Source organism: Lunatimonas sp., from assembly GCF_020832325.1.
Taxonomy (GTDB): Bacteria; Bacteroidota; Bacteroidia; order Cytophagales; family Cyclobacteriaceae; genus Lunatimonas.
On sequence record NZ_JAFIEU010000008.1, the window covers coordinates 15054 to 41200 of the forward strand.

At 46.3% G+C, this 26147-nt stretch carries 23 protein-coding genes; 13 read left to right on the forward strand and 10 right to left on the reverse strand.

All coding sequences use genetic code 11. From position 1 onward, the window contains the following. Positions 1 to 2 precede the first annotated feature (2 nt). The 3 genes from JJU34_RS02115 to JJU34_RS02125 form a co-directional block, all read right to left on the reverse strand. On the reverse strand, positions 3 to 3377 hold the full coding sequence (locus JJU34_RS02115; RefSeq protein WP_228690667.1) for a TonB-dependent receptor: 3375 nt from the start codon (positions 3375 to 3377) through the stop codon (positions 3 to 5). A gap of 168 nt (positions 3378 to 3545) precedes the next feature. Then, positions 3546 to 4556 carry a FecR domain-containing protein gene (locus JJU34_RS02120; protein WP_228690668.1) on the reverse strand — a complete coding sequence of 337 codons (1011 nt, stop codon included), beginning with the start codon at positions 4554 to 4556 and terminating at the stop codon, positions 3546 to 3548. Between the two features lie 222 nt (positions 4557 to 4778). Further along, a complete protein-coding gene (locus JJU34_RS02125) occupies positions 4779 to 5378 on the reverse strand; it encodes a sigma-70 family RNA polymerase sigma factor (protein WP_228690669.1) in 600 nt (199 codons plus the stop codon). Positions 5379 to 5682: 304 nt separating this feature from the next. On the opposite strand from JJU34_RS02125, the gene JJU34_RS02130 reads away from it, so the two are divergent. From JJU34_RS02130 to JJU34_RS02140, 3 genes are all read left to right on the forward strand, one after another. Then, complete coding sequence (locus tag JJU34_RS02130; protein ID WP_228690670.1) at positions 5683 to 7218, forward strand: tyrosinase family protein; 1536 nt, start codon at positions 5683 to 5685, stop codon at positions 7216 to 7218. A 110-nt stretch (positions 7219 to 7328) separates the two neighbouring features. Further along, positions 7329 to 8006, forward strand: coding sequence for a DUF2182 domain-containing protein (locus JJU34_RS02135; RefSeq protein WP_228690671.1), 678 nt, complete (start codon positions 7329 to 7331; stop codon positions 8004 to 8006). Between the two features lie 125 nt (positions 8007 to 8131). Next, positions 8132 to 8998: an alpha/beta hydrolase gene (locus JJU34_RS02140; RefSeq protein ID WP_228690672.1), complete on the forward strand. Its 867-nt coding sequence runs from the start codon at positions 8132 to 8134 to the stop codon at positions 8996 to 8998. 386 nt (positions 8999 to 9384) lie between these two features. On the opposite strand, the gene JJU34_RS02145 is transcribed toward JJU34_RS02140, so the two are convergent. Further along, on the reverse strand, positions 9385 to 10716 hold the full coding sequence (locus JJU34_RS02145; RefSeq protein WP_228690673.1) for an NAD(P)/FAD-dependent oxidoreductase: 1332 nt from the start codon (positions 10714 to 10716) through the stop codon (positions 9385 to 9387). A 173-nt stretch (positions 10717 to 10889) separates the two neighbouring features. On the opposite strand from JJU34_RS02145, the gene JJU34_RS02150 reads away from it, so the two are divergent. The 4 genes from JJU34_RS02150 to JJU34_RS02165 all read left to right on the forward strand — a co-directional run bounded on the left by JJU34_RS02150 (position 10890) and on the right by JJU34_RS02165 (position 12841). Further along, positions 10890 to 11597, forward strand: coding sequence for a YebC/PmpR family DNA-binding transcriptional regulator (locus tag JJU34_RS02150; protein ID WP_228690674.1), 708 nt, complete (start codon positions 10890 to 10892; stop codon positions 11595 to 11597). 30 nt (positions 11598 to 11627) lie between these two features. Beyond that, positions 11628 to 12209 (forward strand): inosine/xanthosine triphosphatase, encoded by a 582-nt coding sequence (yjjX, locus tag JJU34_RS02155; RefSeq protein ID WP_228690675.1) that lies wholly within the window; start codon positions 11628 to 11630, stop codon positions 12207 to 12209. 76 nt (positions 12210 to 12285) lie between these two features. Next, positions 12286 to 12600 carry a thioredoxin family protein gene (locus tag JJU34_RS02160; RefSeq protein WP_228690676.1) on the forward strand — a complete coding sequence of 105 codons (315 nt, stop codon included), beginning with the start codon at positions 12286 to 12288 and terminating at the stop codon, positions 12598 to 12600. Continuing rightward, complete coding sequence (locus JJU34_RS02165; RefSeq protein WP_228690677.1) at positions 12581 to 12841, forward strand: hypothetical protein; 261 nt, start codon at positions 12581 to 12583, stop codon at positions 12839 to 12841. Before JJU34_RS02160 ends, JJU34_RS02165 begins: the two co-directional genes overlap by 20 nt. 129 nt (positions 12842 to 12970) lie before the next feature. On the opposite strand, the gene JJU34_RS02170 is transcribed toward JJU34_RS02165, so the two are convergent. Then, entirely contained in the window at positions 12971 to 13957 is a 987-nt protein-coding gene (locus JJU34_RS02170) for an NTPase (protein ID WP_228690678.1), read from the reverse strand. 73 nt (positions 13958 to 14030) lie between these two features. Here JJU34_RS02170 and JJU34_RS02175 point away from each other — a divergent pair, with 73 nt between their 5' ends. Then, on the forward strand, positions 14031 to 14936 hold the full coding sequence (locus JJU34_RS02175) for a M28 family peptidase (protein ID WP_228690679.1): 906 nt from the start codon (positions 14031 to 14033) through the stop codon (positions 14934 to 14936). 12 nt (positions 14937 to 14948) lie between these two features. Here JJU34_RS02175 and JJU34_RS02180 read toward each other — a convergent pair whose 3' ends face one another. Both JJU34_RS02180 and JJU34_RS02185 read right to left on the reverse strand, forming a co-directional pair. Beyond that, a complete protein-coding gene (locus tag JJU34_RS02180; RefSeq protein WP_228690680.1) occupies positions 14949 to 15644 on the reverse strand; it encodes a hypothetical protein in 696 nt (231 codons plus the stop codon). A gap of 87 nt (positions 15645 to 15731) precedes the next feature. Then, complete coding sequence (locus JJU34_RS02185) at positions 15732 to 18206, reverse strand: bifunctional UDP-N-acetylmuramoyl-tripeptide:D-alanyl-D-alanine ligase/alanine racemase (protein WP_228690681.1); 2475 nt, start codon at positions 18204 to 18206, stop codon at positions 15732 to 15734. Between the two features lie 179 nt (positions 18207 to 18385). On the opposite strand from JJU34_RS02185, the gene JJU34_RS02190 reads away from it, so the two are divergent. The 5 genes from JJU34_RS02190 to JJU34_RS02210 all read left to right on the forward strand — a co-directional run bounded on the left by JJU34_RS02190 (position 18386) and on the right by JJU34_RS02210 (position 21605). Next, a complete protein-coding gene (locus JJU34_RS02190) occupies positions 18386 to 18727 on the forward strand; it encodes a hypothetical protein (protein WP_228690682.1) in 342 nt (113 codons plus the stop codon). A 134-nt stretch (positions 18728 to 18861) separates the two neighbouring features. Next, complete coding sequence (locus JJU34_RS02195; RefSeq protein WP_228690683.1) at positions 18862 to 19707, forward strand: sugar phosphate isomerase/epimerase; 846 nt, start codon at positions 18862 to 18864, stop codon at positions 19705 to 19707. Positions 19708 to 19807: 100 nt separating this feature from the next. Further along, positions 19808 to 20293, forward strand: a complete 486-nt coding sequence (locus JJU34_RS02200) for a TlpA disulfide reductase family protein (protein ID WP_228690684.1) — start codon at positions 19808 to 19810, stop codon at positions 20291 to 20293. A gap of 8 nt (positions 20294 to 20301) precedes the next feature. Then, on the forward strand, positions 20302 to 20916 hold the full coding sequence (locus tag JJU34_RS02205; RefSeq protein WP_228690685.1) for a thioredoxin family protein: 615 nt from the start codon (positions 20302 to 20304) through the stop codon (positions 20914 to 20916). A gap of 125 nt (positions 20917 to 21041) precedes the next feature. Next, positions 21042 to 21605, forward strand: a complete 564-nt coding sequence (locus JJU34_RS02210; protein ID WP_228690686.1) for a pyridoxamine 5'-phosphate oxidase family protein — start codon at positions 21042 to 21044, stop codon at positions 21603 to 21605. On the opposite strand, the gene JJU34_RS02215 is transcribed toward JJU34_RS02210, so the two are convergent. The 3 genes from JJU34_RS02215 to JJU34_RS02225 are packed head-to-tail and all read right to left on the reverse strand — an operon-like array spanning position 21602 to position 26103. Next, the gene (locus JJU34_RS02215) at positions 21602 to 22939 is read right to left on the reverse strand and encodes a neutral/alkaline non-lysosomal ceramidase N-terminal domain-containing protein (RefSeq protein WP_228690687.1); all 1338 of its coding nucleotides are present in this window, start codon (positions 22937 to 22939) and stop codon (positions 21602 to 21604) included. The genes JJU34_RS02210 and JJU34_RS02215 overlap by 4 nt on opposite strands. Before the next feature lie 27 nt (positions 22940 to 22966). Then, positions 22967 to 24136 carry an AIR synthase related protein gene (locus JJU34_RS02220; RefSeq protein WP_228690688.1) on the reverse strand — a complete coding sequence of 390 codons (1170 nt, stop codon included), beginning with the start codon at positions 24134 to 24136 and terminating at the stop codon, positions 22967 to 22969. A 41-nt stretch (positions 24137 to 24177) separates the two neighbouring features. Next, positions 24178 to 26103 (reverse strand): OmpA family protein, encoded by a 1926-nt coding sequence (locus JJU34_RS02225; RefSeq protein ID WP_228690689.1) that lies wholly within the window; start codon positions 26101 to 26103, stop codon positions 24178 to 24180. Positions 26104 to 26147: the final 44 nt, after the last annotated feature.

A 26147-nucleotide genomic window follows, 5' to 3' on the forward strand; every position in this document is an offset into this window, starting at 1 on the left:
TGTTAGAAATTAAAATTAATACCTAAAGCATAGGTTCTAGGAACAGGGTAGGGGCTGACGTCCATCCCCTCTCGAAGACCATTAAGGCCCTGCAAACTAGCTTCTGGGTTTGCTCCTTTGTACCTTGTAAGCACGAGGGCTTGCTGGACACTGGCAAACACTCTTGCTGATTTTAGGTATTGGTTTATTGTTGGTATAGTGTAACCCAAAGTGAAATTTTTCACTGTGAGATGCGATGCATCTAAAGCAAGACGATCTTGAACTACCCTTGGGAATGCAGTCGTCCCTGAAAGGGATCGACCTATTATCCCTTCTCCTGGATTCTCGAGCGACCTCCATCGGTTAGCCATGTATTTTTCTACATTGAAGATCCCCTCCAGGGTCTCTGTCCATTCTGCAAGCGCATAGTACATTTTTCCTCCGTAGGATCCTGACATTACGATGTTCATGTCGAAATTTTTGTAGGTAAAGCTGTTGTTAAGGCCGAAGAAAAATTTTGGGTTGGGATTACCTATATATGTTTTGTCATCAACGTCGATGATTCCATCGCCATTTATATCTTTAAATCGGATAGTTCCAACTCTTGAAGTGACATGCTTTGGCTGTGAGTCAAATTCCTCTTGGGTCATATAGATGCCATCAAAGACATATCCGTAGAATTGGCCTATCGGCCTGCCAACCTCTGTCTTCCAGATAGCGGTTCCATAGTCTCCAATACCTCCTATGGGTGTGTTGTTTGTTCCTAATTGGATGACCCGATTTCTATTGAATGAAATGTTAAAATCGGAATTCCAGGTAAATGAATTGCTTCTTAAAACCCTTGCGTTTATTCCAAATTCATAGCCCCAGAAATGAAATTCGCCTATATTATCCTGAATATTTGAAAACCCTGTTCCTGTTGGTATGTCGACCTGGTATAACATATTCGTAGTTCTCTTGTCGTAAAAATCAAGCACGAGAGATATTCGATCATCAAAGAGCCCGATATCTAAACCTATATCGGTACCGATTGTGGTTTCCCATGTCAGAAACGGATTTCCAAGAGAGATTGGGCTTCTCCCTTGAACCAGGGCATTTGAAAAGACATAATTGGTAGAAGCAATATTCCCGAATTGACTGTAGTTACCGATATTGAAGTTTCCAGCGTGGCCATATTCTGCCCTCAGTTTGAGGTAACTGACTTTTGGTAGGCCCATTGCGAAATTTTCGTCTGAAATGATCCAGCCACCGGATACAGAAGGAAAGGTACCCCATCGGTTTTCTGATCCGAACCGGGAAGAGCCATCTCTTCGAGCCGATACTGACAGTAGGTATTTTCCTTTGTAGTTGTAATTGATTCGGCTAAACATCGATAATAAAGACCATTCGGAGACATTACTATTCCCATATCGAATAGCCGCTGCATCAATCCAACTTACCTCGTCGTCCGGAAAATCGGTGCCCGTCAAGGTGTTGTTTTCCATCCGGTATTTCTGGGCAGAATATCCAGCTATCGCATCAATGGAGTGGTCCTTTATCTTTTTTGTATAGTTCAGCGTGTTTTCAGTAAGCCATGAATCATAGGTCTGGGTTCCATAGGAAGCTGTAGCTAACCTCGGAGGAGCCGCAAATATCCCTCCCGAAGTGGATGGGTTGAATACTCTTCGTTTGCTTGCGCCCAAATCAATGGATACTAAACTTTTGAAAGTAAAATCGGAAAGTAGGTTTGCTTCAAAAAAAGCATTTGAAAGCAACCTAACCGTAGCAGAACGGTCGAAAGTTTCGAGCATCGTTTTTTTCCAGTTGGGAAACGTAAATAGCCCTGGGCCGGTAAAGCTGAGCTTTTGGTTTCCATTTTCATCGACGTCATAGGGAGAAAATATCGGCGGCGTGATAATAGCTGCATAAAGAATATTATAAAACCCATCAGTTGCCTGATTTTTACTTGTCTGGTAGGTAGGTGCCAGGTTTACACCTACCTTCATGTTGTTGTTTATCTTGTATTCGTTGTTGGTACGAAGGGAGAACCGGTTAAAGCCTGTATTGATTACTGCTCCCCGTTCCTCAAAATAGCCAACCGTCGTTGCCGAGCTAAAGTTGTCTTTGTTGGCCATGAAGGAAAGGTTGTAGCTATTTTGGGTACCTCCTTGCAGCAGTTCGTCGTACCAGTCGATGTCCGGGCCGTCCCAGGCTTCGGGGTTTTGGTACAACTCTGGAATTCCGCCAGTGAACCCTTCATATCGGATCCTATCTTCATAAATGGCTTTTCGGTCAGCTAAAAATTCTCTTGAATTCATAAGCTTTGCCCTCCCTCGCTGCGGAACCTGCGTGACCCCCTGAATCACATTTACCTGAACAGCAGTCTGGCCGGATTTTGCTTGCTTTGTTGTAATCAGAACAACGCCGTTCGCCGCCCTTGATCCGTATAGTGCTGCAGCCGACGCCCCTTTTAGCACAGAAAAGCTTTCTATCTCGTTAGGGTTTATATTATTTATGTCACCGACTATAGGGAAACCGTCCACCACAAACAAAGGGTTGTTGCCGGCGTTGATGGAAGCTGCGCCCCTAATCCTGATGGCCATTCCTCCTCCGGGCGTACCGGATGCCTGGCTTATTTGCACTCCTGCGATTCGTCCTTGAAGCTTTTGTGCAAATTGACCCACCGGTTGGTCTTCAAGTTGAGTTGCTTCCAACGTCGCTACCGAGCCTGTCACTTCACGTTGAAGCTGCGTACCATACCCTATTACGACGACCTCCTGCAAAGCGGACATGTCCTCTTGCATCACAATATCTATTACACTCCTCCCTCCAATCGATACCCGTTGGCTTTCAAAACCGATAAAGGAAAAAACCAAGGTAGCACTTTCATATACCCGTAATGAGTACTTGCCGTCAATATCTGTTGCCGTACCAATTGGAGTGCCGGGAACTGAGACTGTTACACCGGGAAGTGGTTCACCTTTTGCATCCACTACCCGACCAGATACCACTACATCTACTACCTCATTAGCCATCACAACCGGCTCGCTGGTGCTGGATGGTTTTTTGACGTGGATATTTTGGTTCACCTGCAAAAATTCTAGATCCACCTGCTGGGCGACTTCGACTAATAGCTGATACAACGTTTGCTGACGACGTTCTAATGAAACTGAGATAGTTTTGTTGATCTCGTGATTGGTATAAACGAAATTGTAACCAGTCTCCTTTTCTATTTTTGAAAGGGCAGATTTTAATGGAACATCATCAAAACCGATGGAAATAGTCACTTCATCGATGCCTTTGACTTGGGCATTCCCGCTTTCTGCAAGTAAAAAACTCATGGAAAGACATTGGCAGAGCAGTATGGGAATTATTCGTTTGGTCATATTGAGTACGTAAAATAGTACTATCTTTTTCATATCTTTGGGAAGGTTTATTGTAACATATATTGACATTGTTGCGATAGACGCCGCCCAGTGGATCTGTGGATTTGGTCGTTTACATTCCACTTGGCTGGCTTACTGAGTAGCAGGTGGCATTCGCGTGTCACCTGTTTTTTTCGTTTGATTTTTTAGCTCATAGGCGACTTATGGTTTTATAAATCTGACATGGATTACATTTGTATCGATTTCAAATTGAAACCTCGTCGAAAAACTAAGGCCTGTAAGGATGTTTTTGAGAGTTTCGTTATCAAATCTGCCAGAAACCTGAAGATTTGAAGGAGGTGAATTTTCCAAATGGAATGTAACGTCGAACCAGTTTTCCATCACTCGGATCGCTTCATGAATGGGTGTATTGTCGAAGATGATCAATCCTTTTGTCCAAGCTGTGATTTTTTCATTGTCAAAGGCTTTCTTTTCAGATAGTTTGCCTTGGACTACGGATACCGATTCTCCCACTCCAAGATAAGTATCGGTCTCCCAGCTGTCTATGCTGACTACCTTTACATTTCCCGTGATTAAGTAAATATTAATCCGCTCCTGGGAGTACGCATCAATATTGAATGAAGTGCCGAGGGCAGTGGTAGAGGAAGTACCCGCATTTACAATAAAGGAACGGTTTGGGTCTTTGGTTACCTCAAAATAAGCCTCACCTTCTAGAAACACCTCTCTATAAACACCGGAAAAATGCTCTTGATAATACAACTTACTTCCGGAATTTAGAATAACTTTTGAGCTATCCGGTAGCAGGATAGTAGATTTTACTCCCGATGGCGTTACATGTTCTGTATATACCAAGGGGGTTTCTTTTGAAATGATTTCTTCCCGTGAAAGTAAACTTGCCAAAATACCGACCGAAAACGCCAACCCCAAAATAAATGCAACCCTATAGCCTTGACCAAATAAAGTGCGTCTTACAGGCATTCTGTCCATTCGTTTGATTGTGCTCTGGGAATTTAGCGGAAATACCTTGGTGCTTTTCCGGAAATCTTGGCTTATATTGGTAGTAGCGTCTATGCGCTCCCAAAGGGATTCCTTTTCAGTGTCGGACAGATGGTAGGTGCTACTTGGAAGGTTGACTACCAAGTCTCTCGCCAGTTTGATCTCCCTGATTTTTTCCGGATAAGCATCAATTCTGTTCTCCCAGGTTAAATTCAAGTCCGAATTTGGAGTTAAGACCCAATTCCGAAAGCTTGGGTCAAGAACAAAGTCATCAACACTCCAATTTGATATATCCATTCCTACTGTCATCTATCGACATAAGGAGGAAAACGGCGAAAGTTCACCGCCGATATTAAAAAATATTATTCCACCGGGAATTTCCCCGATTTCTGTATTCGTTGTATAAAGGTTTTAATCTAAAATAATCTGCTAAAAAAATTATAAAATGCAGAAAAAAGTGATGACGGCCATGCTTTTCCTTAAGTTGGAGATGGCCTTGCAGGCCAAGTTATAGACTGACTTCAAATGTAGATTCATGACCGAAGAGGTTTCTTCGTAAGTAAGTGATTCAAAAAAAAGCAGGTGGATTACCTCCTTCTGTCTAAGGGGTAATTTTTCATAGGCTTCCATCAGCCGTCTTCGGATATCCTGATTGCCCTGTTCACGCACCAGTTCAAACTCATAAGAATCAACGCTGATTTGTTCCTCAAAATCATTCACATGGCTTCCATGTATCCTACCCACATTGCCTGCCAAATCCCGGTGAATTTTATTGCTAATCGATCTCAATAAATAAAGTTTCACGTTGTCAGTAACTTTTAAACCTGAATGGTACTTCCATAAATTCTCAAATACCTCATGAATGCAATCCTGTACGTAGCTACTATTTGGCTTTATCGCCATTCCCACGCGAAACATATCGCCAGCATATGCGTCATAGATAATGGCTAAACCCTTTTTTTCACCTTGCCTAAGCATTTCCCAACCTTCTAAAATGCCTATTTTCGAGTGGGTCGAAATTCTATCTAAGGGTAACATGTTGAAAGATTGGGTTTTTTGATATTCTAATATATGGAATAGTTTGAATAAATAATTTGATTTCTAAACTTTTTTCAATCGTTACTTTGGCATGTACGAAAAATACCGAATACTATGACTCGTTTGCCTTTTAACACTTTTCGATTGCTCCTGGAAAAAATGAAATTTCCCGGCAAATAGAATTTTACCGATTATTATCAGTAAATTACACAAGTGGAGTCCAGCTACCACCTTCCAAAAAATGGGGCTATTCCGAAAAGCCATACGAGCAGACAAACCTTTCTAAATTATAACCGCACCGATTATGGCACCATTTACACGAAAGAATGCTTGGAATAACCAAGGCACATTTGCCAATCCTGATCTGCTGTGGTATGCAAAAGGGGTAGGTGCGATGCAGGCCAAAGCGCTTAGTGATGAAAACAGCTGGTGGTTTTTTGCCGCTATGCACGGCGAATACCTCGCTGAATCGAAGTTTCCCGGATGGGGACAAATCCCGGGATTACCGAGAGTACCTTCCAACCCCGTTCCCTCCCCCGCTATACAAGATGAATTTTGGAATCAATGTCAGCACCAAAGTTGGTTTTTCGCACCTTGGCACCGGGGCTACCTCATTGCCTTGGAGGCTCAGATCCGTACTGAAATAGTCGGCATGGGCGGACCAAGCGATTGGGCCTTGCCTTACTGGAACTATTTTGGCCCGAATGATCAATACAAAATACCGCCGGCCTTTACTCAGCAATCCCTGCCCGATGGCACTACAAACCCCCTGTATGTTACCGCCCGATACGGCCCAAAGGGAAACGGAACCGTATACATAGAGATTCCACCCATATCAAAGGCATGTCAAAGCAATACCGTTTATACGGGTACCAATGCCGAAACGCCGAGTCCAGGGTACGGCGGTCCGTCCACGGGCTTTTCACATGGCGGCAATGTAAGCGGAAACCTGGAGAGCAATCCCCATAACCTAATCCATGTGCAGGTAGGTGGGCAGGTTAGTGATACACTTTGGGGACTTATGTCCGACCCCGGAATCGCTGCACTCGACCCCATATTCTACCTGCACCACTGCAACATCGACCGCATGTGGGCTGCCTGGAATGCCGCAGGTAATAAAAATCCCACCGATACCAATTGGCTCGGAGGACCCGCATCCACCGGCGACAGACCTTTCGTCATGCCCATGCCCAACGGTACCACTTGGAACTACAGCCCCGCGGATGTAAATAGTCTTAGCAGTTTGGATTACGAGTACGACGATCTTTTCAGTGGCATCTCAACCGTAACCGTAAATGCCCTTACAAAACGAATGAATATACTAGGCGTCCAACCAACAGACGCGTCAACGGATACTACCATGGAACTCATTACCAATTCAGAACTTGTGGGTGCCAACGACAAAACACTCACCTTGGATGGTGCAGGCTTGCAGACCACCATTCGGTTTGACAGCGGTGCATGGAAAAAGGTTTCCAAGAGCTTTCTGAACGCATCGGAAACCACTATGCCGGATCAGATTTATCTACAGATCGAAAATGTGAAAGGAAACGTGGATGCAAATATTCTGACAGTTTCCGTTAATCACCAATTGGCGGGCCATATTTCTCTGTTCGGATTACGCAAGGCATCGAAACAGGACGGACATGATGGTTCAGGACTTTCCTTTATACTTCCCATCACACCGATTATCGACAGCCTACATCTAGAAAATTCGCTGAACCTCGAAGCATTGGATGTGAAAATTCTTCCCAGTAACCCCATTGGGGAAAAGCAAAAGATAACCGTGGGTAGGATCAGTGTTTATAGGGAGCAGCAGCTGTTGCAAAGACCGCTGTGACGATGAGGAGTGCCCCGCAAACGCGAAGAGCTATTTGCTTCTTCCTCCTTGGCCTAAGCGTCCTTTGCTGGATATGGCTGTTAAAAAACCCAGGGAACCTGTTGCCTTCAATGCATTCTCATGGGCTGCATACCGGACACGGCCATTCCCATGCCATGCACACGGGCGTAGACGACCCGATGATTGGCATGATGATCGGATGGATTCTGATGGTGTTGGCCATGATGTTGCCCAAATTGATTGGAGCAGTTGAATATATCTATCAGCGAAGCTTGAAACGTAGGCAACTGGATCTTTCCGTACTCTTTGTGCTCGGCTATGCAATGGTATGGACGGTAGTTGGGTATCTCATGAATATGCTGATCCTGGCATTGAAAGAGGTGATGCCACAAGCATATATGCCGGCTCTCCTGATCGGCCTCATCGCATTGATATGGCAGGCCTCACCTATTAAGCAACATTTCTTAAATCTCGGACACGCCCACAGGCCCCTAAACGCTTTTGGCTACAAGGCAAGTTTGGATGCTTGGCTATTTGGCACCACCCACGGTATGTATTGTGTTGGTTCCGGATGGGCACTGATGTTGTTTCCTATGCTGCTTACCGAGGGGCATCAGGTGGCCATGCTTTTTGTCGCCGTTATCATGATCAGCGAGCACATGGAACACCCCAGGGTACCGCGATGGCGCATAGACTTCCGGGTAAAGTTGATGCGGGTTTTGGTGGCACAGACCAAAATCCGGCTAAAGCAGGGATCTCTCACACCTAAATGGTATACCTCTGGCTAATCAAAGTCGATTGCTTGATAAAACCAACCGCCAACACGGTAAATCGTGTGCAACGCGATGAATCAAGCTATTCCACCGGATTGATACCGTGCAGGTTAAGAGCACCCATAAAAACTAAAATACAGATGAAGCCCCTCTACAAGACCCCGGAAGCGAAAAAAACCATCTTAGCACTCTACGACCAAAAACTACAAAGTCTTGGCATACCCTACCAAGAAATGGATGTGGAAACGACGTTTGGTAGAACGCGTGTAATCCGAGCCGGACGGGCAGGCGGAAAAGCCGTGGTTCTATTTCACGGAATCAACGCAGGGGCCCCCGTGACCTTAGAGGCTGTAAAGGCTTTGTGTGATACGTACCAGTTTTATGCATTTGATACCCCCGGGCAAACGACCAAAAGTGAGGAAGCCCGCTTGGATACGCGCGGTGACGCATTTGCGCTTTGGGCAGACGAGGTGTTGGACAAGCTTTTCTTGGATACGGCTGACTTTATAGGTATTTCGTATGGTGCGTTTATTCTCCAAAAATTGATGATCTACAAACCCGAACGGCTAAAGAAATGTCTACTGATCGTCCCTGCCGGCCCGTCAAACGGACCATTTTGGACCTCAATGACCAAGCTAACCGTACCGCTGATCCGATTCATGCTTACCAAAAAAGAAAAGCATCTACGTGCCTTTACAAAAGCTTTTGTCCCTGAAGAGGACCAGCACATGCACCAACTTCAACGGGCACTGCTAACCGGTGTACACATGGACTTCCGGAGACCTAGGCTTACGCTTTTCAAAGAAGTCCAACACTTACAGAATCCGGTCTATCTGATGGTGGCAGGAGAGGATGTGTTTTTTCCCGGTAACCTCGCCGCAAAAAGAGCCCGGCGTATATTCCCCAATCTAATAGAAATCTATACGCTAAAAGATAGTAAACACATCCCGAGCGCCAACCTATACAACATCATGCAGCAAAAAATCAAATCCTGGTTAGAGGATTGAGGTAGTATATTGTAGGTGAAATGAATACAAAGAGGAATCTTTCCGAATTCGAATATCCGACCCAGAGCACATCGCATCAAATTTCCAAAGGAATCACCTCAGATTTATAATCCCCATAGGTACCTCTACTAAGTATCCATTGTATGTCTTGCTATTGTAGCAGGGTTACTTTCATTTTTTTTCGCCTAAAATGATACAATTTGATGAAATGGGAATAGATTTCATGTGTCTATAATTGTTTTTCAAAGCTCAGATGGAATCTCGCATGGGAAATAATCATTCCAGTGTGTGACGGCTACGTCATGCTCGATTTCATCTGATTGTTGTTTTGGTCGGTGTGGAAGATATTTCTTTTGGCCTCCAAGATTTGTTTGGCACTGATTTGCTCAGAAGCGGTTTTGTCTGTTTTCTTTTTGCATAACAGACGGATCTTTTTTGCGAACAGGTCGGATCAGTAGCCGCAGGCTGGGATCGAATGCGAGATAATTCCAGGCCCAATCCATAAAGATGAAGAGTTTGTTCTTTACGCCCAATATGGCCATCAAGTGTACAAAAAGCCAGGTGATCCATGCCAGGAATCCCTGAAATCGTATAAAAGGAAGGTCCACTACCGCCAATTTCCGGCCTATTGTGGCCATGGAGCCCAGGTCTTTGTATCGAAAAGGACGCCATGCCCCGTTTTTAAGCAGGTTTTTGGCGAGATTCTCAGCTTGTTGCAGAGCGACTTGGGCCACTTGAGGGTGGCCTTTGATATGGTGGTCGTCGATCATCAAGCAGCTATCACCAAGCGCAAATAGCGATTCATTTCCCTTCACCCGATTGTAAGAATCAACGAGATACCGTCCTGTCGGGTGAAGCTGTTCTTCCAGTATGCCAGATAGTTGATTTGGTTTAATGCCTGCGGCCCAAAGCAGTGAGTGGGTCGCAATGCGATTTCCCTGATGGAGCGTAACTTCCTGCCCATCGTAGTCTATCACGCGGGTATTAACCAATACCTCTACGCCCAGTTTTTCCAAATAGCTTCTCGCTTTACGTTTTGCAGGGGATGACATACTAGCTAGCAAATCCGGGCCCGCTTCAATAAGAACCACCCTCATATTGGCAAAACTCAGTTCCGGATAGTCTCTTGGAAAGACATTGTTTCGTAACTCGGCCACAGCACCAGCCAGTTCAACGCCGGTAGGACCTCCTCCTACAATCACCACGTTCATCATGGCCTTCCGATAGCTGATATCCGAAGTGTTGATGGCAGTCTCGTAGTTTTGAATAATCTTGTTTCGGATATAGAGCGCTTCTGATACCGATTTCATTGGACTACTGTATTTTTCGATGTTTTTCATGCCAAAATAGTTGGTATCTGCTCCCATAGCGAGTACCAAAAAGTCATAGTCTATGTATCCGACATGGGTGTAAAGTCTACGGGCTTTTTGATCGACTCGCTTGGCGGAAGCCATTCGAAATATGACGTTTTGGGCGGCGTGGAAAACCTTTCGTAGCGGAAAGGAAATCGCACTTGGTTCCAGTCCTGATGTGGCTACTTGGTAGAACAGTGGTTGAAATTGATGGTAGTTGTTTTTGTCCAAAAGGATTACCTGGAATGGAGACTTTCGCAGTTTGCGGGCGAGTTTGAGCCCGGCGAAGCCCGCTCCTACGATGACGATGCGTGGACCTTTGTGTTCCGGGATGTTTGGGATGGCTTGATCAACGGTTTTGCTCATAATTGACGGGGTTGTTTCTTATGTTTTATACGGTTTTTAGATCGATCAGCACCATTAAATAAAAGATTTTTTGGTTTAGAGGGGTATTTTTGTGGAATTGATTATTGTGGGTACCTAAACGGTGCTGTTTCGAAAAATTTGTTAATTTTACCACGCTAAATAAATCAATCTATATGGGAAGAGCTTTTGAATTTAGGAAAGAGCGCAAATTCAAACGTTGGAGTAAGATGTCCAAAGTCTTCACCCGCTTGGGCAAGGAGATTGTAATAGCTGTGAAGGCAGGGGGTCCCGATCCCACCACCAATGCCAAACTACGGACGGTGATCCAAAACGCTAAAGGAGCGGCGATGCCGAAAGACCGTATCGAGGCTGCGATCACCCGGGCAAGTAATAAAGATGAAAAAGACTACGAGGAAGTCGTATACGAGGGATATGCCCCACATGGTGTGGCCATTATCGTGGAGACGGCAACAGACAATATAAACCGTACCGTGGCAAATATTCGCCATTACTTCAGCAAGGCGGGGGGATCTTTGAGCACCTCTGGTTCCGTGAGTTTTATGTTTGAGCGAAAGGCAGTTTTTCGCTTTGCAAAAGCTGAGTTTGACATGGAGGAGCTTGAGTTAGAACTAATCGATTTTGGCCTTCAGGACATTGATGAAAATGAAGGAGAAATTTATATTTACACAGCATTTGAAGATTTTGGGAATATGCAAAAAGCACTTGAAGACCGTCAAATAGACGTTATCAGTGCGGATTTTCAGCGTTTTCCAATGTCCTATACCGAGCTGACCGCAGAGCAGGAAGAGGACGTTAACAAGATGATTGAGCGTATGGAAGAAGATGACGACGTCAATCACGTATATCATAATATGGCCTAGGGGCCATATTTTTTACCACCAATCAAAGAAATGGCATTTCCAAAACGAAAGAACCTACAGGAGATCCTTCCACAAGGAAGGGAAAAACTGATTGTAGTAGGGAGTAAGAATCCAACGAAAGTCCAATGTGTTGAAGATGCTTTTCAGGCAGCATTTGAGGATCAGCCGATCGTTCAGGGATTAAATGTTGATACGCAAGTGGGTAGGCAGCCTTTTGGGGATGTCGAAACCTACACCGGTGCCTATAATCGTGCTTCTGCTGCCAAGAGGGCGTTTCCTGAGGCAGACTATTGGGTAGGAATTGAAGGCGGTGTAGATGAAGTCGGCGATCAGATGGTTGCTTTTGCCTGGGTAGTGATCCTAAATGGAGGTACGGTAGTCGGCAAGGCCAAGACCGGTACCTTTTTTCTGCCGGAAGCCGTGAAGGTTTTGGTGAAAAAAGGTATGGAACTTGGAGAGGCGGACGACGTGGTATTTTCTAGGGAAAACTCCAAACAACGGGGGGGTGCTGTTGGGCTACTGACGAAGGGAATCGTCAACCGATCCCTATTTTACCGGCAGGCGGTTCTTTTGGCTTTAATACCCTTTCTGAACAAAGAGCTGTACCAATAGCGCATAGATGAATTCTATTGGGTGATTCATAGGTTATGCATTATCTTTGCGCTGTCAAAAAAATTAGCCATAACACATGTTACAAGAATTAGAAAGCGATACTCTACAGGAAATTCTGTCCGAAAATGAGCTGGTACTGGTTCAGTACGGAGCCACTTGGTGTGGCAACTGCCGCATCATGAAGCCCAAGATGAAGCGACTAAGCAACGAATTTGAGCAGATCAAATTCTTGTATGTAGATGCAGAGAAGTTGCCGGAATCGCGTAAGCTGGCTAAAGTAACCAATCTGCCTACTTTTGCGGCATTTAAGGGGGGTGTTTTGGTAAACCAAACCCAAACGAATAAGGAAGAGGTACTAAAATCCCTGGTGCATGAGATTACCGATAATTAAGCATGTCCTAGGCTTTATCGAAAACAACGATGAAGATTGGGTGGTGGAGACGATTGAGCTGCTGGAATCTATGACCGAAATCTCCTCCCTCAAGGACGAGGAATTGGATGTGATGGGGGAGTTGCTCTCCAACTTGCATGGTACACTGGAGGTACAGCAAATGATAAAGGGCGGCATGGATAAGAAAACGGCCATGAATACGTTTATGAAACGGGTGGTTGGTTCCATCGATTCCGAATAACGAGCTACACGTAGAAGGAGAAAGGTTGTTTATCACCCACCAAAAACCAATTACCTCTATATGTGTTAAGCATGCCAGTTTCATGGCATGCTTTTTTTAGTTTGACAGGGAGGTAGCCGATGGCTGGGACTAGGGCGTTATTTGCCGGAGAAAATTGACCAATGCGTCCTGCCAATCCGGAGCGGCATCCCATTCCTGCCCGATATAAAGCTCGTTCCTTACCAGTAATTTGATATAGAATTTGATCACGATCCGGTTAGTGTCTCTGTCGGAGGGTACCGGTACCCCCATGTTTTTCATGATATCGGCTTCGCGGCCCTCTATCCGCATCAGGATAAATTGGACTCGGTCTTGAATGAGTTGTTGGTTAGTGCGTGATTCGGTCAGAAAGGCAACCTCAAAGGGGTAAATTTCCTCGAATATGCGTTCAAGTCCCTGCCGTTCGGCAAGTTGCTCAGCCTCGCGCTGCTGCGGAGATTTTCCCAGTAGGTCCTGCCGGAATGTGTTTAGAAAACCTTCATCTCCGCTTACCCCGGTAAGCATTACACCTAGTTTAAAGACGTTTAGGTTGAGGGGTGTTTGGGCTAGGTAGGTTGCCGTGCCTCCTCCTGCACCTGTGGGAGGGGTGGGAAATTCCGGTACATCCAAAACGAGAAAGTTACGGCTAGTCTGATTGGCAGTTAGGGACCGTATCTGGGATTTAAAGGAGGCGATGTTTTCTGCCTGAGCGCTCAATCCTTGGCCCGGCCTAATCATCGTGAGGTTTTGGGAAAAAGGGGCGATATGAATATGGAAGTCCCCATTCGATTTTCGCGTGATGACCACTAGGTTTTTGACCAGTCTCTTAGCGAACACTTCCGCATAGGCCCGTTGATTGGCTTCGGTGAGCGTCACATCCTCCAACTCGTAATAGGCGATGGGATCTCCTCCCGCCTCCACCAGGGCATCGTGTACCTCAATGGCGATATCCTGCCAAGTTAATACGGGTTCTACGGCCTGTGAAGCGGAAATCAATATCACCGATTTGCCATCCAAAAAGCCGGCAATGGGCGATTCTTGTGCGAATGTCAATAAGTAGGCTGAACACGTAAAAACAAATGCCAAAATATATTTCATGGACTTGGAAGTTCCTGTTCGCAAAGTTTAGTAATTTCACGAATATACATAACGTAGGGGACACATTTTGCATATGACACGGATCAGGTTTCTGTTTTTATCTTTTTGCTTGGCGCTTTCTGGAGCTATTTCGGCACAAGGCATCGATAAGAGCCGCCTGTTAGAAGACATCAAATACCTTGCTTCCCCAAAACTGGAAGGGCGGGCACCTCTGACGGTGGGGAGTCAGTTGGCACAGGAGTATATTGTGGCTAGATTCAAAGAATTGGGGCTGGTTTCCCAGTACAGGGGCTTTGTCCAGCCCTTTTCCGTCAAAGAGCGGCTTCCGGAAAAGCGAACTCCCTTTGGTGCCAATATCGTCGGTTTTGCCCCGGGGTCAGCTTCAGACAAAATTATCTTGGTCTTGGCCCATTACGATCATCTGGGAAGGAAAGGCAACGACCTCTACCTGGGGGCGGATGACAATGCCTCGGGAGTAGGTGCATTGTTGGCGTTGGCGGAGTATTTTTCACGAGAAAGACCCGCCCATTCCATGATGTTTGCTGCGGTTGATGCCGAAGAAATCGGCATGCTGGGCTCGAAGGCATTAGTGGGCGATTTTCCTTTTCCGCTCGAACAGATTGCGTTGGTAGTGAATATGGATATGATCAGCCGAAGCGTCAACAACCGTTTATTTGCGGTTGGATCTAGGTTTTATCCGCAGTTCAAGCCGGCATTAGTGGCCGTTCAGGAGCGTTTTGATATCGAGTTGGTATTGGGTAATGAAGGGGAGGAGGGTGGTCAGAATTGGACCAATGCCTCGGATCATGCCCCATTTCACCGAGAGGGGGTTCCATTCATTTATTTCGGTGTGGAGGATCACGTGGATTACCACAAGCCCACCGATACGTTTGAAAATATAGATCCGGATTTTTACTTCGAAGCGGTTTCCGTAATCTTGGATTTCATCAAAGAAGTGGACAGCGTAGCAGTACAATGAGCGACCTTGCTGCTAGCGGAACGAGACCGTACTAACGGTTATTTGGCCGAGGGACCAACTTTCATCGCAAAGTTGGTTACGGGCGTTTGTCTGTTTGATCTCGTCTCGGAATACGAATTCTGCGGTGTAACCGCGATGGGGGATGGTGCGGGTGATGTGATACACGGAGCTCCATCCGGCTACATTTTGATATTGGCATCGGCCTGGCAGCTCGCCCGAGGTGGCTCCAGTCTTGGGCCGGTTGAAGCTGGGATGATTACCAGGAAATGACTGATACAGGCAATACGAAGAGGTACATGGACTATTCGAAAAGGTAGTCCGTAGAACCTGATCACCTTCCAGCTCCATCATCCAAAGGTCAGGACCTCCCACGCCTGTCACATTTCCATCCCAACTATCGTGAACGTATAGTTCCACGGTAATCTTCAATGCGTCATGAGCCGGTAATCCGCGGAGGGATAATTTTACGGTATCGTTGTGGTAGAAACCGATTACGGCTTTACCCTGAAAGGTTGTCAAGGTGCCATTTGTAATATTGGAAAGGTCACCGGAGGCGAAATCACTTACATAGACTTGGACATCTTCCTCCAGGGTGTTTTGACAAGCGATTATTCCCAGAAAGGAAAAAATCAACGGCCACCAAACGAGCTGGTGGATAACGGGTACCATGAATCGGCGTGGCTGGTAGGACGTAATCGGATTTTTCAAATGCTAGCAATGTTTTTGTCTCGGGAAAACTCTCTGCAAAGAAAACAAATAATCGCAAGAACTGAACGAGAAATTCAACTGATTGGCTTAATCTAAGAAATATACCCTTTTTACCCTCCGGCTGATGCGTGTCAGTAGTTCATAGGGAATGGTACCTACCCGCTCGGAGAGGTCTAAAAGATCAATCCCTTCACCGTATACAGTGACTACATCCCCTTCCTGGGCCTCTATACCGGTAAGATCCACCATGGTCATGTCCATGCAGATGTTCCCGATCACCGGGGCTCTTTTGCCGTTTACGATCACATAGCCAACTCCGTTGCTAAAACGTCGGTCGTACCCATCTGCATATCCGAGCCCAATGGTGCCAATACACCCATCGGCGGGCATCACGCCCATACGATTATACCCAATGTGCTCTCCTTTTTTCAGATGCTTGATTTGCGAGATGGTGGTTTTTAGCGTGCCTACCTGTTGCAGCTTTCCTTTGGATAGTTCATCGATGCCCACACCGTAGAGCCCTATACCAAGACGAACCATGTCAAAGGTGTGCGCGGGAAAACGTAGGATTCCTGCTGTATTCAGTGCATGAGTCAGCGGCTTGTATCCCAGTGTTTGGATGATCCGTGTACAATAACCTCGAAACTTTTCCAGTTGGGCAAGGGAATAGTCATCGTGCTCGGGATTATCTGTACTGGTTAGGTGCGTGAAAATGCTCTGTACCCGTAGTTCTGGATAGGAGGTCAGCAGGGCGATTAACTCCTGGATGGAGTCTCCGTCAAATCCAAGCCTTCTCATGCCACTGTCCATGTCCAGGTGAATGGCGATTTCCACTCCTTCATTTTTGGCATATTCTCCAAAGAATTTCAGGATTCGGGGGCTGTAAAGCACCGGTTCCAATCCATGACGTACGATTTGCTGTGCATTTTCTGATGCCACATTCAGCACCATGATGGGCAGGGTAATCCCTTTTTCCCGCAATTCGGCCCCTTCATCCGAGTAGGCAACAGATAGGTAGTCTACCTGTAGTTTTTGCAGGTGGTTGGCTATCTCCGTTGCGCCACCGCCATAAGCAGCCGCCTTTACCATGGCCATTAGTTTGGTAGCTGGTGGTAGCCGGCGTTTGTAAAAATAATAGTTTTGGCTAAGAGCATTGAGGTTGATTTCCAAGACCGTTCCATGGATTTGTTCTTCTAGGGCCTGTACAATGCGTTCAAATCCATACGTTCTGGCACCCTTGATCAGGATAAGGTCATCCGAAAAGGTGTTGATTTCCGGGCTGGCCAAGAAAGCCTCCGTATCGGCAAAAAAAGTAGCTGTCGTTGGGATTGATTGAAGGTGGGCAGCGATATCATGGCCTATGCCTATCAATTGGTCGATTTGATAATGATTTAGGAGCTGATTGACACGGAGGTATACTTCTTCTGGATGCTTTATTTGAGGAAAGTCTGAAAGCACTAAGACCCGTTGCCTTTTTTTTCGCTGTGTTTCCATGAAGTCCAGTGCGATTTCAAGCCCTGCCAGGTCGTTGTTATAGGTATCGTCGATCAGCGTACATTGCCGTCTACCGGATTTGATTGCGAGGCGCATATCGATAGCGCTCAACTGTTGGATACCCTCTTGAATCGAAGGGAGGCCTAAGCCTAGGATGGAAGCTGCCACGATGGCATGGCGTAGGTTTTCTAAGGAGGCATCGTCGGTGAAGCGGGTGCTGAAGGTGTACATGCATGAGTCTGGTTTTACCAAGAAGATCCTACTGCTAAATGCCTGTTTCTTCACGCGTAACGTGTAATCCGCCCCCGCCTCATCAGACCAGGATACGCATTTTTCTTTTGGAAAAAGCCTTTCCACTGTACCGGCCACCGTTGGATTGTCTTTTCGGTATATCAGGAGTTTGCTTTGTGCGAAAAGGGATAGTTTTTCTGCTAGTTTTTGACCTTTGCTCGAGAAATTTTGGCCATGTGCGGTTCCGATATTCGTCAGAATGCCGATGTCCGGCCTGATCATCTCCTCCAAGCGCTGCATTTCTCCCGGCTGGGAGATGCCGGCTTCCAACACCGCTACCTGATGGTACGCGGCCATAGAGAAAATAGACAAGGGAACACCGACTTGGCTGTTGAAGCTCTTGGGACTTTTGGCCGTTTCAAAACGATTGGATAGCAGTTGGCCCAACCATTCTTTGACGATGGTTTTCCCGTTACTGCCCGTAATGCCCACTACCGGACCTTTAAATTGTGCGCGGTGCCAGGTTGCCAGCGATTGGAGGGCATGGAGTGGGTTATCCACCAGATAGATATTCGAATCGGTATGCAGGGCGTTCTCGATTTGCCCCAAAGCTTCTTTCGATATCACAAAATTTCTCACTCCCTTATGGTGACAGGCCTTTAGGAACGTATGACCATTTGCTTGATTGCCTTGGAGGGCAAAAAATACCGTACCAGCACCTAGGAAGATTTTACGCGAGTCAATACTTACCTGGGAAACCGGATTAGAGTCCGGCAGTTTGTGGACGTTTGCCGAAACGATGGCTGCTAGCTTTTCCGGAGAAATGGAGGTGATCATAGAGTATGTTGTTAAATGCGTTCAGCGACTCTTCAAAATTACTAAAAATTGCGGTAGGCAGGCAGTGCAGGATTTTTTGAAATTCTCGAAACAAAACGGCTATCTTTTTGATTAATATACTGTTTTTGTTAAATTTACCTGACAATAAAGCTAGTACCACTCATATAGTCTCTGCCGAAATGAACTCATTTTCCAATTCACTCGCTAGAATTCTCTTGACAGGCGGACTTGTCGTGGTGTTTTGCTTCGTAAGTGCATCTTATTCTCAAGCACAGTCAGACAAAGATAGGCCATTTGCAGATGTAGTGAAGCCAAGCGAAACGGTGCAGCAAAACAAAGAATCGGCCTCCGATTATGCTTCCGCCAAGCGAGAATCGGTAGAAAAAGTAGAAGAGGGACGGGAGCAAATTGGGTATAAAGAGCGATCAGAAAGAGACGAGAGAGAGGTAAAGTCAGAAGCGAAATCCACACTTTCATTTAACCTCTTTTTGTACGTTATCGATCGCTTTAAGGAACATTAGTCATTTCCAACATCGATAGGCTACGGTAGATTATCGGGCCAGCTAAACTGTTGATTTTTTTGAAATCCGCCTAGTATTAAGTAACTTGGTTTTTCGGGATATTCCCAAATCGGTACCTAATTAACAATCGACCCATGACTAGTTACACCTCAAGATTGATTTCTTTTTTGCTTATTTATTTAATTTCAGGATTATCACTTATGGTAAGTGCACAGGAGATTGCGTTGCAGCTGTACAGTCTACGAAATCAAATGAAATTGGATGTGGAGCGATACCACGAGATCATTGACCAATGGGGCATTCGGTATATTGAGGGCGGGGGTACGTATGGGATGTCGGATGAAGATTACCGTTCGCTGCTAGAGCGAAATGGTTTGCAAATGGTGTCAATCGGTGGGTCCTTTGAGGAAATGCGGGACAATCCAGAGGCAGTCATTGAGCGAGCCAAGGAGTTTGGGGCGAAATACATTGTTACCTTTTGGATTCCCCATACTTCCGGTCAGTTTGGAATAGAAGAGGCAAGGAATGCGGTGGAAGTTTTCAACGCAGCTGGTAAACTTGCTCGGGATGCCGGGCTTACTTTTTGTTATCACCCTCATGGGTACGAGTTCAAAGCCTACGGAGATGGGACCCTATTTGATTTTATGATCGGATCGGCCCGTGATTTTGATTTTCAAATGGATGTTTTCTGGGTTCAAATGGGTGGGGGTGATCCACTGGAATTGCTCAAAAAACACCCCAGTAAGTTTCCAATGTTGCATATGAAGGACCGAAAGACCGGTACGCCCGGCACCACCGATGGTACCGGAGACGTGGAGACCAATGTAGTACTTGGCACGGGTGATATAGATATCGCAGGTATTATCCGTCAGGCCAAAAAGAATGGTGTAGAGTACCTGATTATTGAAGATGAGTCTTCCCGATCGGTTAGTCAAATTCCACAGAGTGTTTACTTTATCAATCAGATTTTGAACGAGTAATAGGCTTGAATCACAACCTCTTGAGCCTCTTTTCGTATTCTTTAGGGTGTACCTCTTTCATGGGTACCCCTTTTTTTACGCATTGACTTCTGGATAGCTTATGACTTCACTTGTACACGTATGGATGTATTTATCGATTGTTATTGGGGGCCTGCTGCTTCCTGCGCATTTAATGGACAGCGTCCGTATCATTTCGTTTGAGGAATTTGAAAAGATGGCTAACCAGTCATCTGACAAGCTGGTCATTTATAATTTTTGGGCTACGTGGTGCGCCCCTTGTGTAAAGGAAATGCCTGCATTTGAGAAGGTAAATGCTGAAAACGCAGACATTGATCTGGTCTTTATATCGCTGGATGACGGACGGCGGCCCGAACGGGTAGACTCCTTCATTGAGCGTAGAGGGATAAAGGCACCGGTTTTTTTGTTGAACGATGTGGATTTTAACAGTTGGATCGATAAGGTAAACAAGGATTGGTCCGGAGCCATCCCAGCTACGCTTTTTGTCCAATCCGATGGAAAACGGTTTTTCCATGAAGGTGAGCTTGACGAAGACGCATTAATAAACCTAATCACTAAACTTAAATGACGAACGCTATGAATAAACTTACGTTATGGATCGCAGCAGTTTTCATTTGGATGGGAACGGTTTCTGCCTTTGCCCAGCAGGGCTATCAGGTAGGAGACAAGGCAAGGGATTTTGATTTGAAGACAGTCCATGGGGATAGGATCTCCCTAAAAGGTCATACCGATGCCAAAGGGTTTTTGGTGGTGTTTTCTTGCAATACCTGTCCCTATGTAGTGGCCTACGAAGACCGAATGATCGATTTGCATCACAAATATGCTCCTATGGGCTATCCGCTTATTGCCATTAATCCGAACGATGCGCAGATAAGCCCAGGGGACAGTTTTGAAAAGATGAAAGAACGGGCGAAGAAAAAGAACTTCCCTTTTGCCTATGCCTACGATGAAACGCAGGAAATTACAAAGGCCTACGGAGCAACAAACACTCCTCAGGTGTATCTGCTGGAAAAATCAGGAGGAGATTTTATCGTCAAATACATCGGTGCCATCGATAACAATTACCAAGATGAGTCAGCCGTAACCAAGAAATACGTGGACGAAGCCATGGAAGCGGTTCTTACGGGTGCATCGGTACGGGAAGAGCGTACCAAAGCCATTGGATGTACCATTAAGTGGCGTAAACTATAGTCCGGCGTCCCGTAACGATAAAGATTTTCGGCTCTGGCGGCAAACCAATCGCTAAAGCTAAGTACATTTAAGCGAAAAAAGCAGGGACCCCCTTGGGTACCTGCTCACCTAAATGGAGGAACCGGATGCTATTTGATGGACACACTTCGCTGGAAGAGGTTTTTCGGCGCGTAAAACAGGAGTTGATTGAGGGAGCGCAAAGCCCGAATCATCCATTTCGATTTTTCCCCCTATCTACCCACGGATCGGAATCCCGTTATGTAGTCTTGCGGGAATTTACCGATGATTTAACCTTTTATTTTTTTACGGATTCTAGATCCTCCAAGGTAGGGCAGATGATGAGCAAGCCGCAGGTATCTCTTTTGTTTTACCATCCCGAGATGCGGGTGCAGATTCGGGTAAAAGGAAGAGCACAGGTACACCATCAAGACGATACGACCGCGTTATTTTGGCAGGGTATTCAGGGAGAAGCCAGAAAGGCCTACGGTCCCTTGGTACATCCGGGGCACCGCATTGACCATCCCAGTGACGCCCATACATGGCCCAAGTCTATCGATGACCGCTTTTTTACGGTTGTGGAGGTCGTTGCTGATAAGTTGGATGTAATGCAACTGGACGGATTTACCCATATCAGGGCAGGTTTTGAACGAAAAGGTGCAGATTGGGAGTTGCAATGGCTTGCTCCTTAATCGAGTGAGCCAGCTTTTTGCACTAGTCTACCCAAAAGTTCGCTGTGGTAGGCACCATTGTAAGGTCCGAAGAAATTCATATCTCTTACCTCATAGAGCTTTTCATGATAGTACTCATCCGGTGTGATGTATCCGATATAGCCACCGTTAAAGCAGGTTACAAAGAGATTCAGTCCTTCTTCTGCTGCAAGGCGATCCCAGTAGTCATAGAATACTCCGGATATTTCCCCGCTGCTGGAAATAAACAAGTTATCTCCTATCCGGACTACATCCATATGCGCGGGGCTGTCTCCATAGAGCAGGTTAAAAAGCCAAGGCCTAATACGTAAGTTGTCGGCAATCCGAAAATGGGAATCTCTCAATTCGACGGGTACTTTTGCAGCGGCAAAAAGGGTATTGGATTGGGTAGTGGTGGGCATCGTGTCTGCCCGAACCAGTGAGTCGAGTTTAAACGCATATTTCTCCACACTGGCTGGGTCGGATCCAAGGCCTACCGGTCTATGGCTGCCTACGGTACCTGATGCAAACAGGGAGAAATCGGCCTCCTTTTCTCTGTACAGATTGAAGTAATGAGGGTAATCTCCGGACAAGCCCATGAATTTTCCGGGTAGCAGGGTGGAGTGTGCACTGTACGTGGTCAGATGGCAGGATTCACCGGATGCGTTTTCCAGGCGGAGCTGTCGGATAAATGGGTCTATCGGATCATCCGCGATCAAGCGATTGGTAACAAAAGCTTCTGCATCGGTTTTTTTATAGGCTAAGCGAACGGTATCCATGGAATCCCAAGCCTGATGGAGACTTTGGATGGTGCGTTCAGTCAACAGACGAATGACTTCCTCGTCAAATCCCCCCATGGTGAGTTTTCCGATAAGTCCCGGAGAGAATCCTCCATAGCCACTATGGGTGTGTGTGGTCGTAAAATACAACTGGTTCAAGGCCGGATGGCTTTGCTGTACCTGCTTTCTCACCGCATCGGCCAAATAGGGATGTACAAAAAGGATCTCGTAGTTAACAAAGGCCATATAGTGGGTGCCGTTTCCTACGATGATCGTACGCACAAAGTTGCTGTCCAACACGAATTCGTAGTCTCCTCTGGGCTTGTAGGGTATTAAGGGCTTAGGGACATCCGGCGTGATGTTTTCCTTTGCCCATCCGGCAAGTAGGTAGCCGGTATCCGAACGGTTCCAATTGATATGTTCGATGGAATGGATGGTGTTTTGGTAGTAGGAGGTCTCTTTGTACGGAGTCCAGTCCACAACGGTCACTGCGGCGAAAAGCAGTGCAATGAGTAGAAAAATAACGATTGCAATCGATTTTAAGATCTTTGCCAGCATGTAGTTTTAGCGAAAACGGTTCACGGTCTACCCGCTATAGTGAAATGTACCGTGGGGGCTTTTAAGCGTCAGGTTTTGTCCCTGACCTTCTAAAACTTGTCCTACGATTTGAGCGTCTACGCCAAAAGATTTGGAGACCGCAATCACTTCGTCGGCATACTTTTCGTCCAAGTAGAGCTCCATCCGGTGCCCCATATTGAACACTTTGTACATTTCCTTCCAGTCCGTGCCGCTCTGTGCTTGAATAATCTGAAAAAGGGGAGGTGTTTCGAACAGGTTATCTTTCACGATGTGGAGGTTTTCCACAAAGTGCAATACCTTTGTCTGCGCCCCACCACTGCAATGAACTACCCCATGCAGTTGCGATCGGAGGGATTTTAGAATTTCTACCATAATAGGCGCGTAGGTACGTGTAGGAGACAGTACCAACTTGCCCATGTCCAAGGGAGTGCCGGGTGCCGGATCGGTAAGCCCGAAACTGCCACTGTATATCAGATCTTCTGGAACCGATGGGTCAAAACTTTCCGGGTAGCGTTGTTTGATTTCATTGCCAAACACGTCGTGGCGGGCGGAGGTAAGTCCATTGCTGCCCATGCCTCCATTATATTCCTGTTCGTAGGATGCTTGTCCAAAGGACGCGAGACCCACGATCACATCACCGGGACGGATTCGGTCGTTGGAGATTACTTCTTCGCGGCGCATGCGGCAAGTGACTGTGCTGTCCACGATGATGGTTCGTACCAAGTCACCCACGTCGGCGGTTTCTCCACCGGTGAGGATGGCATGCACACCATGGTCACGCAGCATTTGAAGTACCTCTTCTGTACCATTAATAATGGCTGAAATGACTTCTCCTGGGATAAGGTTCTTGTTTCGGCCGATTGTGGATGAAACCAGGATGTTGTTTACAGCGCCCACACAAAGTAAGTCATCTGTATTCATGATGATGGCATCTTGTGCAATGCCTTTCCATACACTTAGATCACCGGTTGCTTTCCAGTAGAGGTAAGCCAACGAGGACTTGGTTCCCGCCCCATCGGCATGCATGACGTTGCAATAGTCCGGATCATTTCCGAGCACATCTTCCACGATTTTACAAAACGCTTTCGGAAAAATGCCCTTATCCAATTTGGAAATCGCCTGATGCACGTCTTCTTTGGAGGCCGATACGCCCCTTTGCATATACCTTTCGTTCATAAGCTGGGTACTTTGCTGGTCAGGGGGCAAAGGTAAACAAATTATTGGGTGATTTCTATGACTTTAAATTCCGTCCTTCTGTTCACCTGATGTTCCTCTTCGGTCTGTGCATTTTCGATGATGAGCTGGCGTTTGCCATAGCCTTTCGCTTCTAGCCTGTCTGCAGCTATTCCCTGAGAAATCAGGTACTGCACGGCAGACTCCGCCCTTCGCTGTGAAAGAGCGTCATTGTACGAGTCACTGGCGCGGGCATCGGTGTGCGAGCTCAATTCGATGCGGATCTGCGGGTTATCCTTGAGTATCTGTACCAGTTTGTCTAATTCAAGCGCTGCGTCTGGCCGTATGTCTGCTTTGTCCAGGTCGTAGTAGATGTTTTCCAACACAATCGCCTTTTCTAAGATCAGCGGATCCAAGATGACAATCGTATCCAACACCACGTTGGTCACATCCTGAATAAGTTCTTCTTGCCGGGGCGTTTTGCCTATGGTGCTGTAGGTGAGGCTTTTATTGAAGTAGCCACTCTTGGAGGCGATAATACTGTAGGTCTGATCCGGTTCTAACTGGAACCGAAGGCGTCCGCTTTGATTGGAGAAGTTACCGTCTACGTTTTGATTATTTTGGTCATAGAGCATTACCCGAACCTGTGGCAAAATTTCCTCCCCACCAGAGTCTGTGGTGGCATAGGTGGTGACATTTAACAACACGTTGACCACCTTTGGCTTCGGGGTAAGGTCTTGGAAAAAGTAGATATCGTCATCCCCTTTTCCACCTTCCCTGTTGGAGGTTAGAAAGCCTTCTTTGGGGTAGTTGGTGAAGAAGATGCCAAAATCATCTGCCGTGGAGTTGATATTAGGTCCTAGATTTCTGATGACTGTTTTACCGTCTTCTTGGCGGGCGACAAAAATGTCCAGTTTGCCAAATCCGGGGTGGCCATCAGAGGAGAAATAGAATTCTCCATTGGGCATGGGCCTTGGGAATAGTTCGTTTCTGGCGGTGTTGATTTCCGGTCCTAGGTTTTGGACATTGCCAAAATCTCCATTTGCCAGCTTCGTAGCCTTGTAAAGGTCAATGCCTCCATATCCTCCGGGGCGGTTGGAAGCAAAATAGAGGGTCTCACCATCTGGACTAAAGGCTGGAGTGGAATTCCAATATTCAGGTTCTTCGTTTAGTGCCATGAAAATGGGTTCCGTGAATCCACCACCTCGGAAGTAGGATGCAAAGAGGCTGACATCTGGGAGGTCCCGCTTGCTCGCAGAATTGCCCCTTGCGTAAATCATGGTATTGCCGTCCGGACTGATGGCGATCGTGCCCTGGTTTAGACCCTGTTCGTTTCTAAATTCCGGGATGGGTTGAATGTTTTGAACGTCTACCTTGATTCCATCTGCCCGGACACGAAACAGTTTGGTATATCCCTGACCAACAGCCGAGTAAATCCCTCCACCGCCTCGGGAACTGGTAAAATAAAGGTAATTTTCGCTCACTACCGGTGCATAGTCAATACCGGGTGTGTTGAGCAGTTCGTAGTTTTCTAACTTGTGATTGGGCCAAATAGGCTCTATGGACGCGGTGTATTCGAGGTTTCTGATTTCCTTGTCTGCCAGGGCCTGTAGTCGGTCGTCTTGCGTGAAGGCCTTTGAAGCTTTAAATGCTTCTGTGGCTTCTTCGTACCTACCTTGACTTTTAAGGCTTTGTCCTTTATGATAGTAATTGTCAAACGTTTCCTCCTGTTCTAGGAGCTTTTCATAGTACGGTAGCGAGTTTTCGATCCGGTTGGAGAGTCGGTAGCTTTCTGCGACGTAAAAATTGGCTTCTTTGTTATCGGGTTCTTTTTCGAGTATTTGGTTGAATGTAGCGATCGCAATTTGATATTCACCGGAACTAAACTGGCCAATTCCTTTTTGGTGTAGGCTTTTGCAGCCTGAGATGAGGACGAGGAGAAGAAGAACGAAAGTAAAACCGCGATTCATGTTTGAGCTATCTGTTGGACGACGCTGTTTAAGATACGAGTTTA

Bases quoted from the DNA above. Each gene is read 5' to 3' on its own strand.
- JJU34_RS02225 (WP_228690689.1), bottom strand. From the start codon at position 26,103: ATGAATCGCGGTTTTACTTTCGTTCTTCTTCTCCTCGTCCTCATCTCA.
- JJU34_RS02195 (WP_228690683.1), top strand. From the start codon at position 18,862: ATGACTAGTTACACCTCAAGATTGATTTCTTTTTTGCTTATTTATTTA.
- JJU34_RS02175 (WP_228690679.1), top strand. From the start codon at position 14,031: ATGACACGGATCAGGTTTCTGTTTTTATCTTTTTGCTTGGCGCTTTCT.
- JJU34_RS02165 (WP_228690677.1), top strand. From the start codon at position 12,581: ATGAGATTACCGATAATTAAGCATGTCCTAGGCTTTATCGAAAACAAC.
- JJU34_RS02130 (WP_228690670.1), top strand. From the start codon at position 5,683: ATGGCACCATTTACACGAAAGAATGCTTGGAATAACCAAGGCACATTT.
- JJU34_RS02210 (WP_228690686.1), top strand. From the start codon at position 21,042: ATGCTATTTGATGGACACACTTCGCTGGAAGAGGTTTTTCGGCGCGTA.
- JJU34_RS02150 (WP_228690674.1), top strand. From the start codon at position 10,890: ATGGGAAGAGCTTTTGAATTTAGGAAAGAGCGCAAATTCAAACGTTGG.
- JJU34_RS02160 (WP_228690676.1), top strand. From the start codon at position 12,286: ATGTTACAAGAATTAGAAAGCGATACTCTACAGGAAATTCTGTCCGAA.
- JJU34_RS02125 (WP_228690669.1), bottom strand. From the start codon at position 5,378: ATGTTACCCTTAGATAGAATTTCGACCCACTCGAAAATAGGCATTTTA.
- JJU34_RS02170 (WP_228690678.1), bottom strand. From the start codon at position 13,957: ATGAAATATATTTTGGCATTTGTTTTTACGTGTTCAGCCTACTTATTG.
- JJU34_RS02145 (WP_228690673.1), bottom strand. From the start codon at position 10,716: ATGAGCAAAACCGTTGATCAAGCCATCCCAAACATCCCGGAACACAAA.
- JJU34_RS02115 (WP_228690667.1), bottom strand. From the start codon at position 3,377: ATGAAAAAGATAGTACTATTTTACGTACTCAATATGACCAAACGAATA.
- JJU34_RS02135 (WP_228690671.1), top strand. From the start codon at position 7,329: ATGCATTCTCATGGGCTGCATACCGGACACGGCCATTCCCATGCCATG.
- JJU34_RS02185 (WP_228690681.1), bottom strand. From the start codon at position 18,206: ATGATCACCTCCATTTCTCCGGAAAAGCTAGCAGCCATCGTTTCGGCA.
- JJU34_RS02220 (WP_228690688.1), bottom strand. From the start codon at position 24,136: ATGAACGAAAGGTATATGCAAAGGGGCGTATCGGCCTCCAAAGAAGAC.
- JJU34_RS02215 (WP_228690687.1), bottom strand. From the start codon at position 22,939: ATGCTGGCAAAGATCTTAAAATCGATTGCAATCGTTATTTTTCTACTC.
- JJU34_RS02140 (WP_228690672.1), top strand. From the start codon at position 8,132: ATGAAGCCCCTCTACAAGACCCCGGAAGCGAAAAAAACCATCTTAGCA.
- yjjX (WP_228690675.1), top strand. From the start codon at position 11,628: ATGGCATTTCCAAAACGAAAGAACCTACAGGAGATCCTTCCACAAGGA.
- JJU34_RS02205 (WP_228690685.1), top strand. From the start codon at position 20,302: ATGAATAAACTTACGTTATGGATCGCAGCAGTTTTCATTTGGATGGGA.
- JJU34_RS02190 (WP_228690682.1), top strand. From the start codon at position 18,386: ATGAACTCATTTTCCAATTCACTCGCTAGAATTCTCTTGACAGGCGGA.
- JJU34_RS02200 (WP_228690684.1), top strand. From the start codon at position 19,808: ATGACTTCACTTGTACACGTATGGATGTATTTATCGATTGTTATTGGG.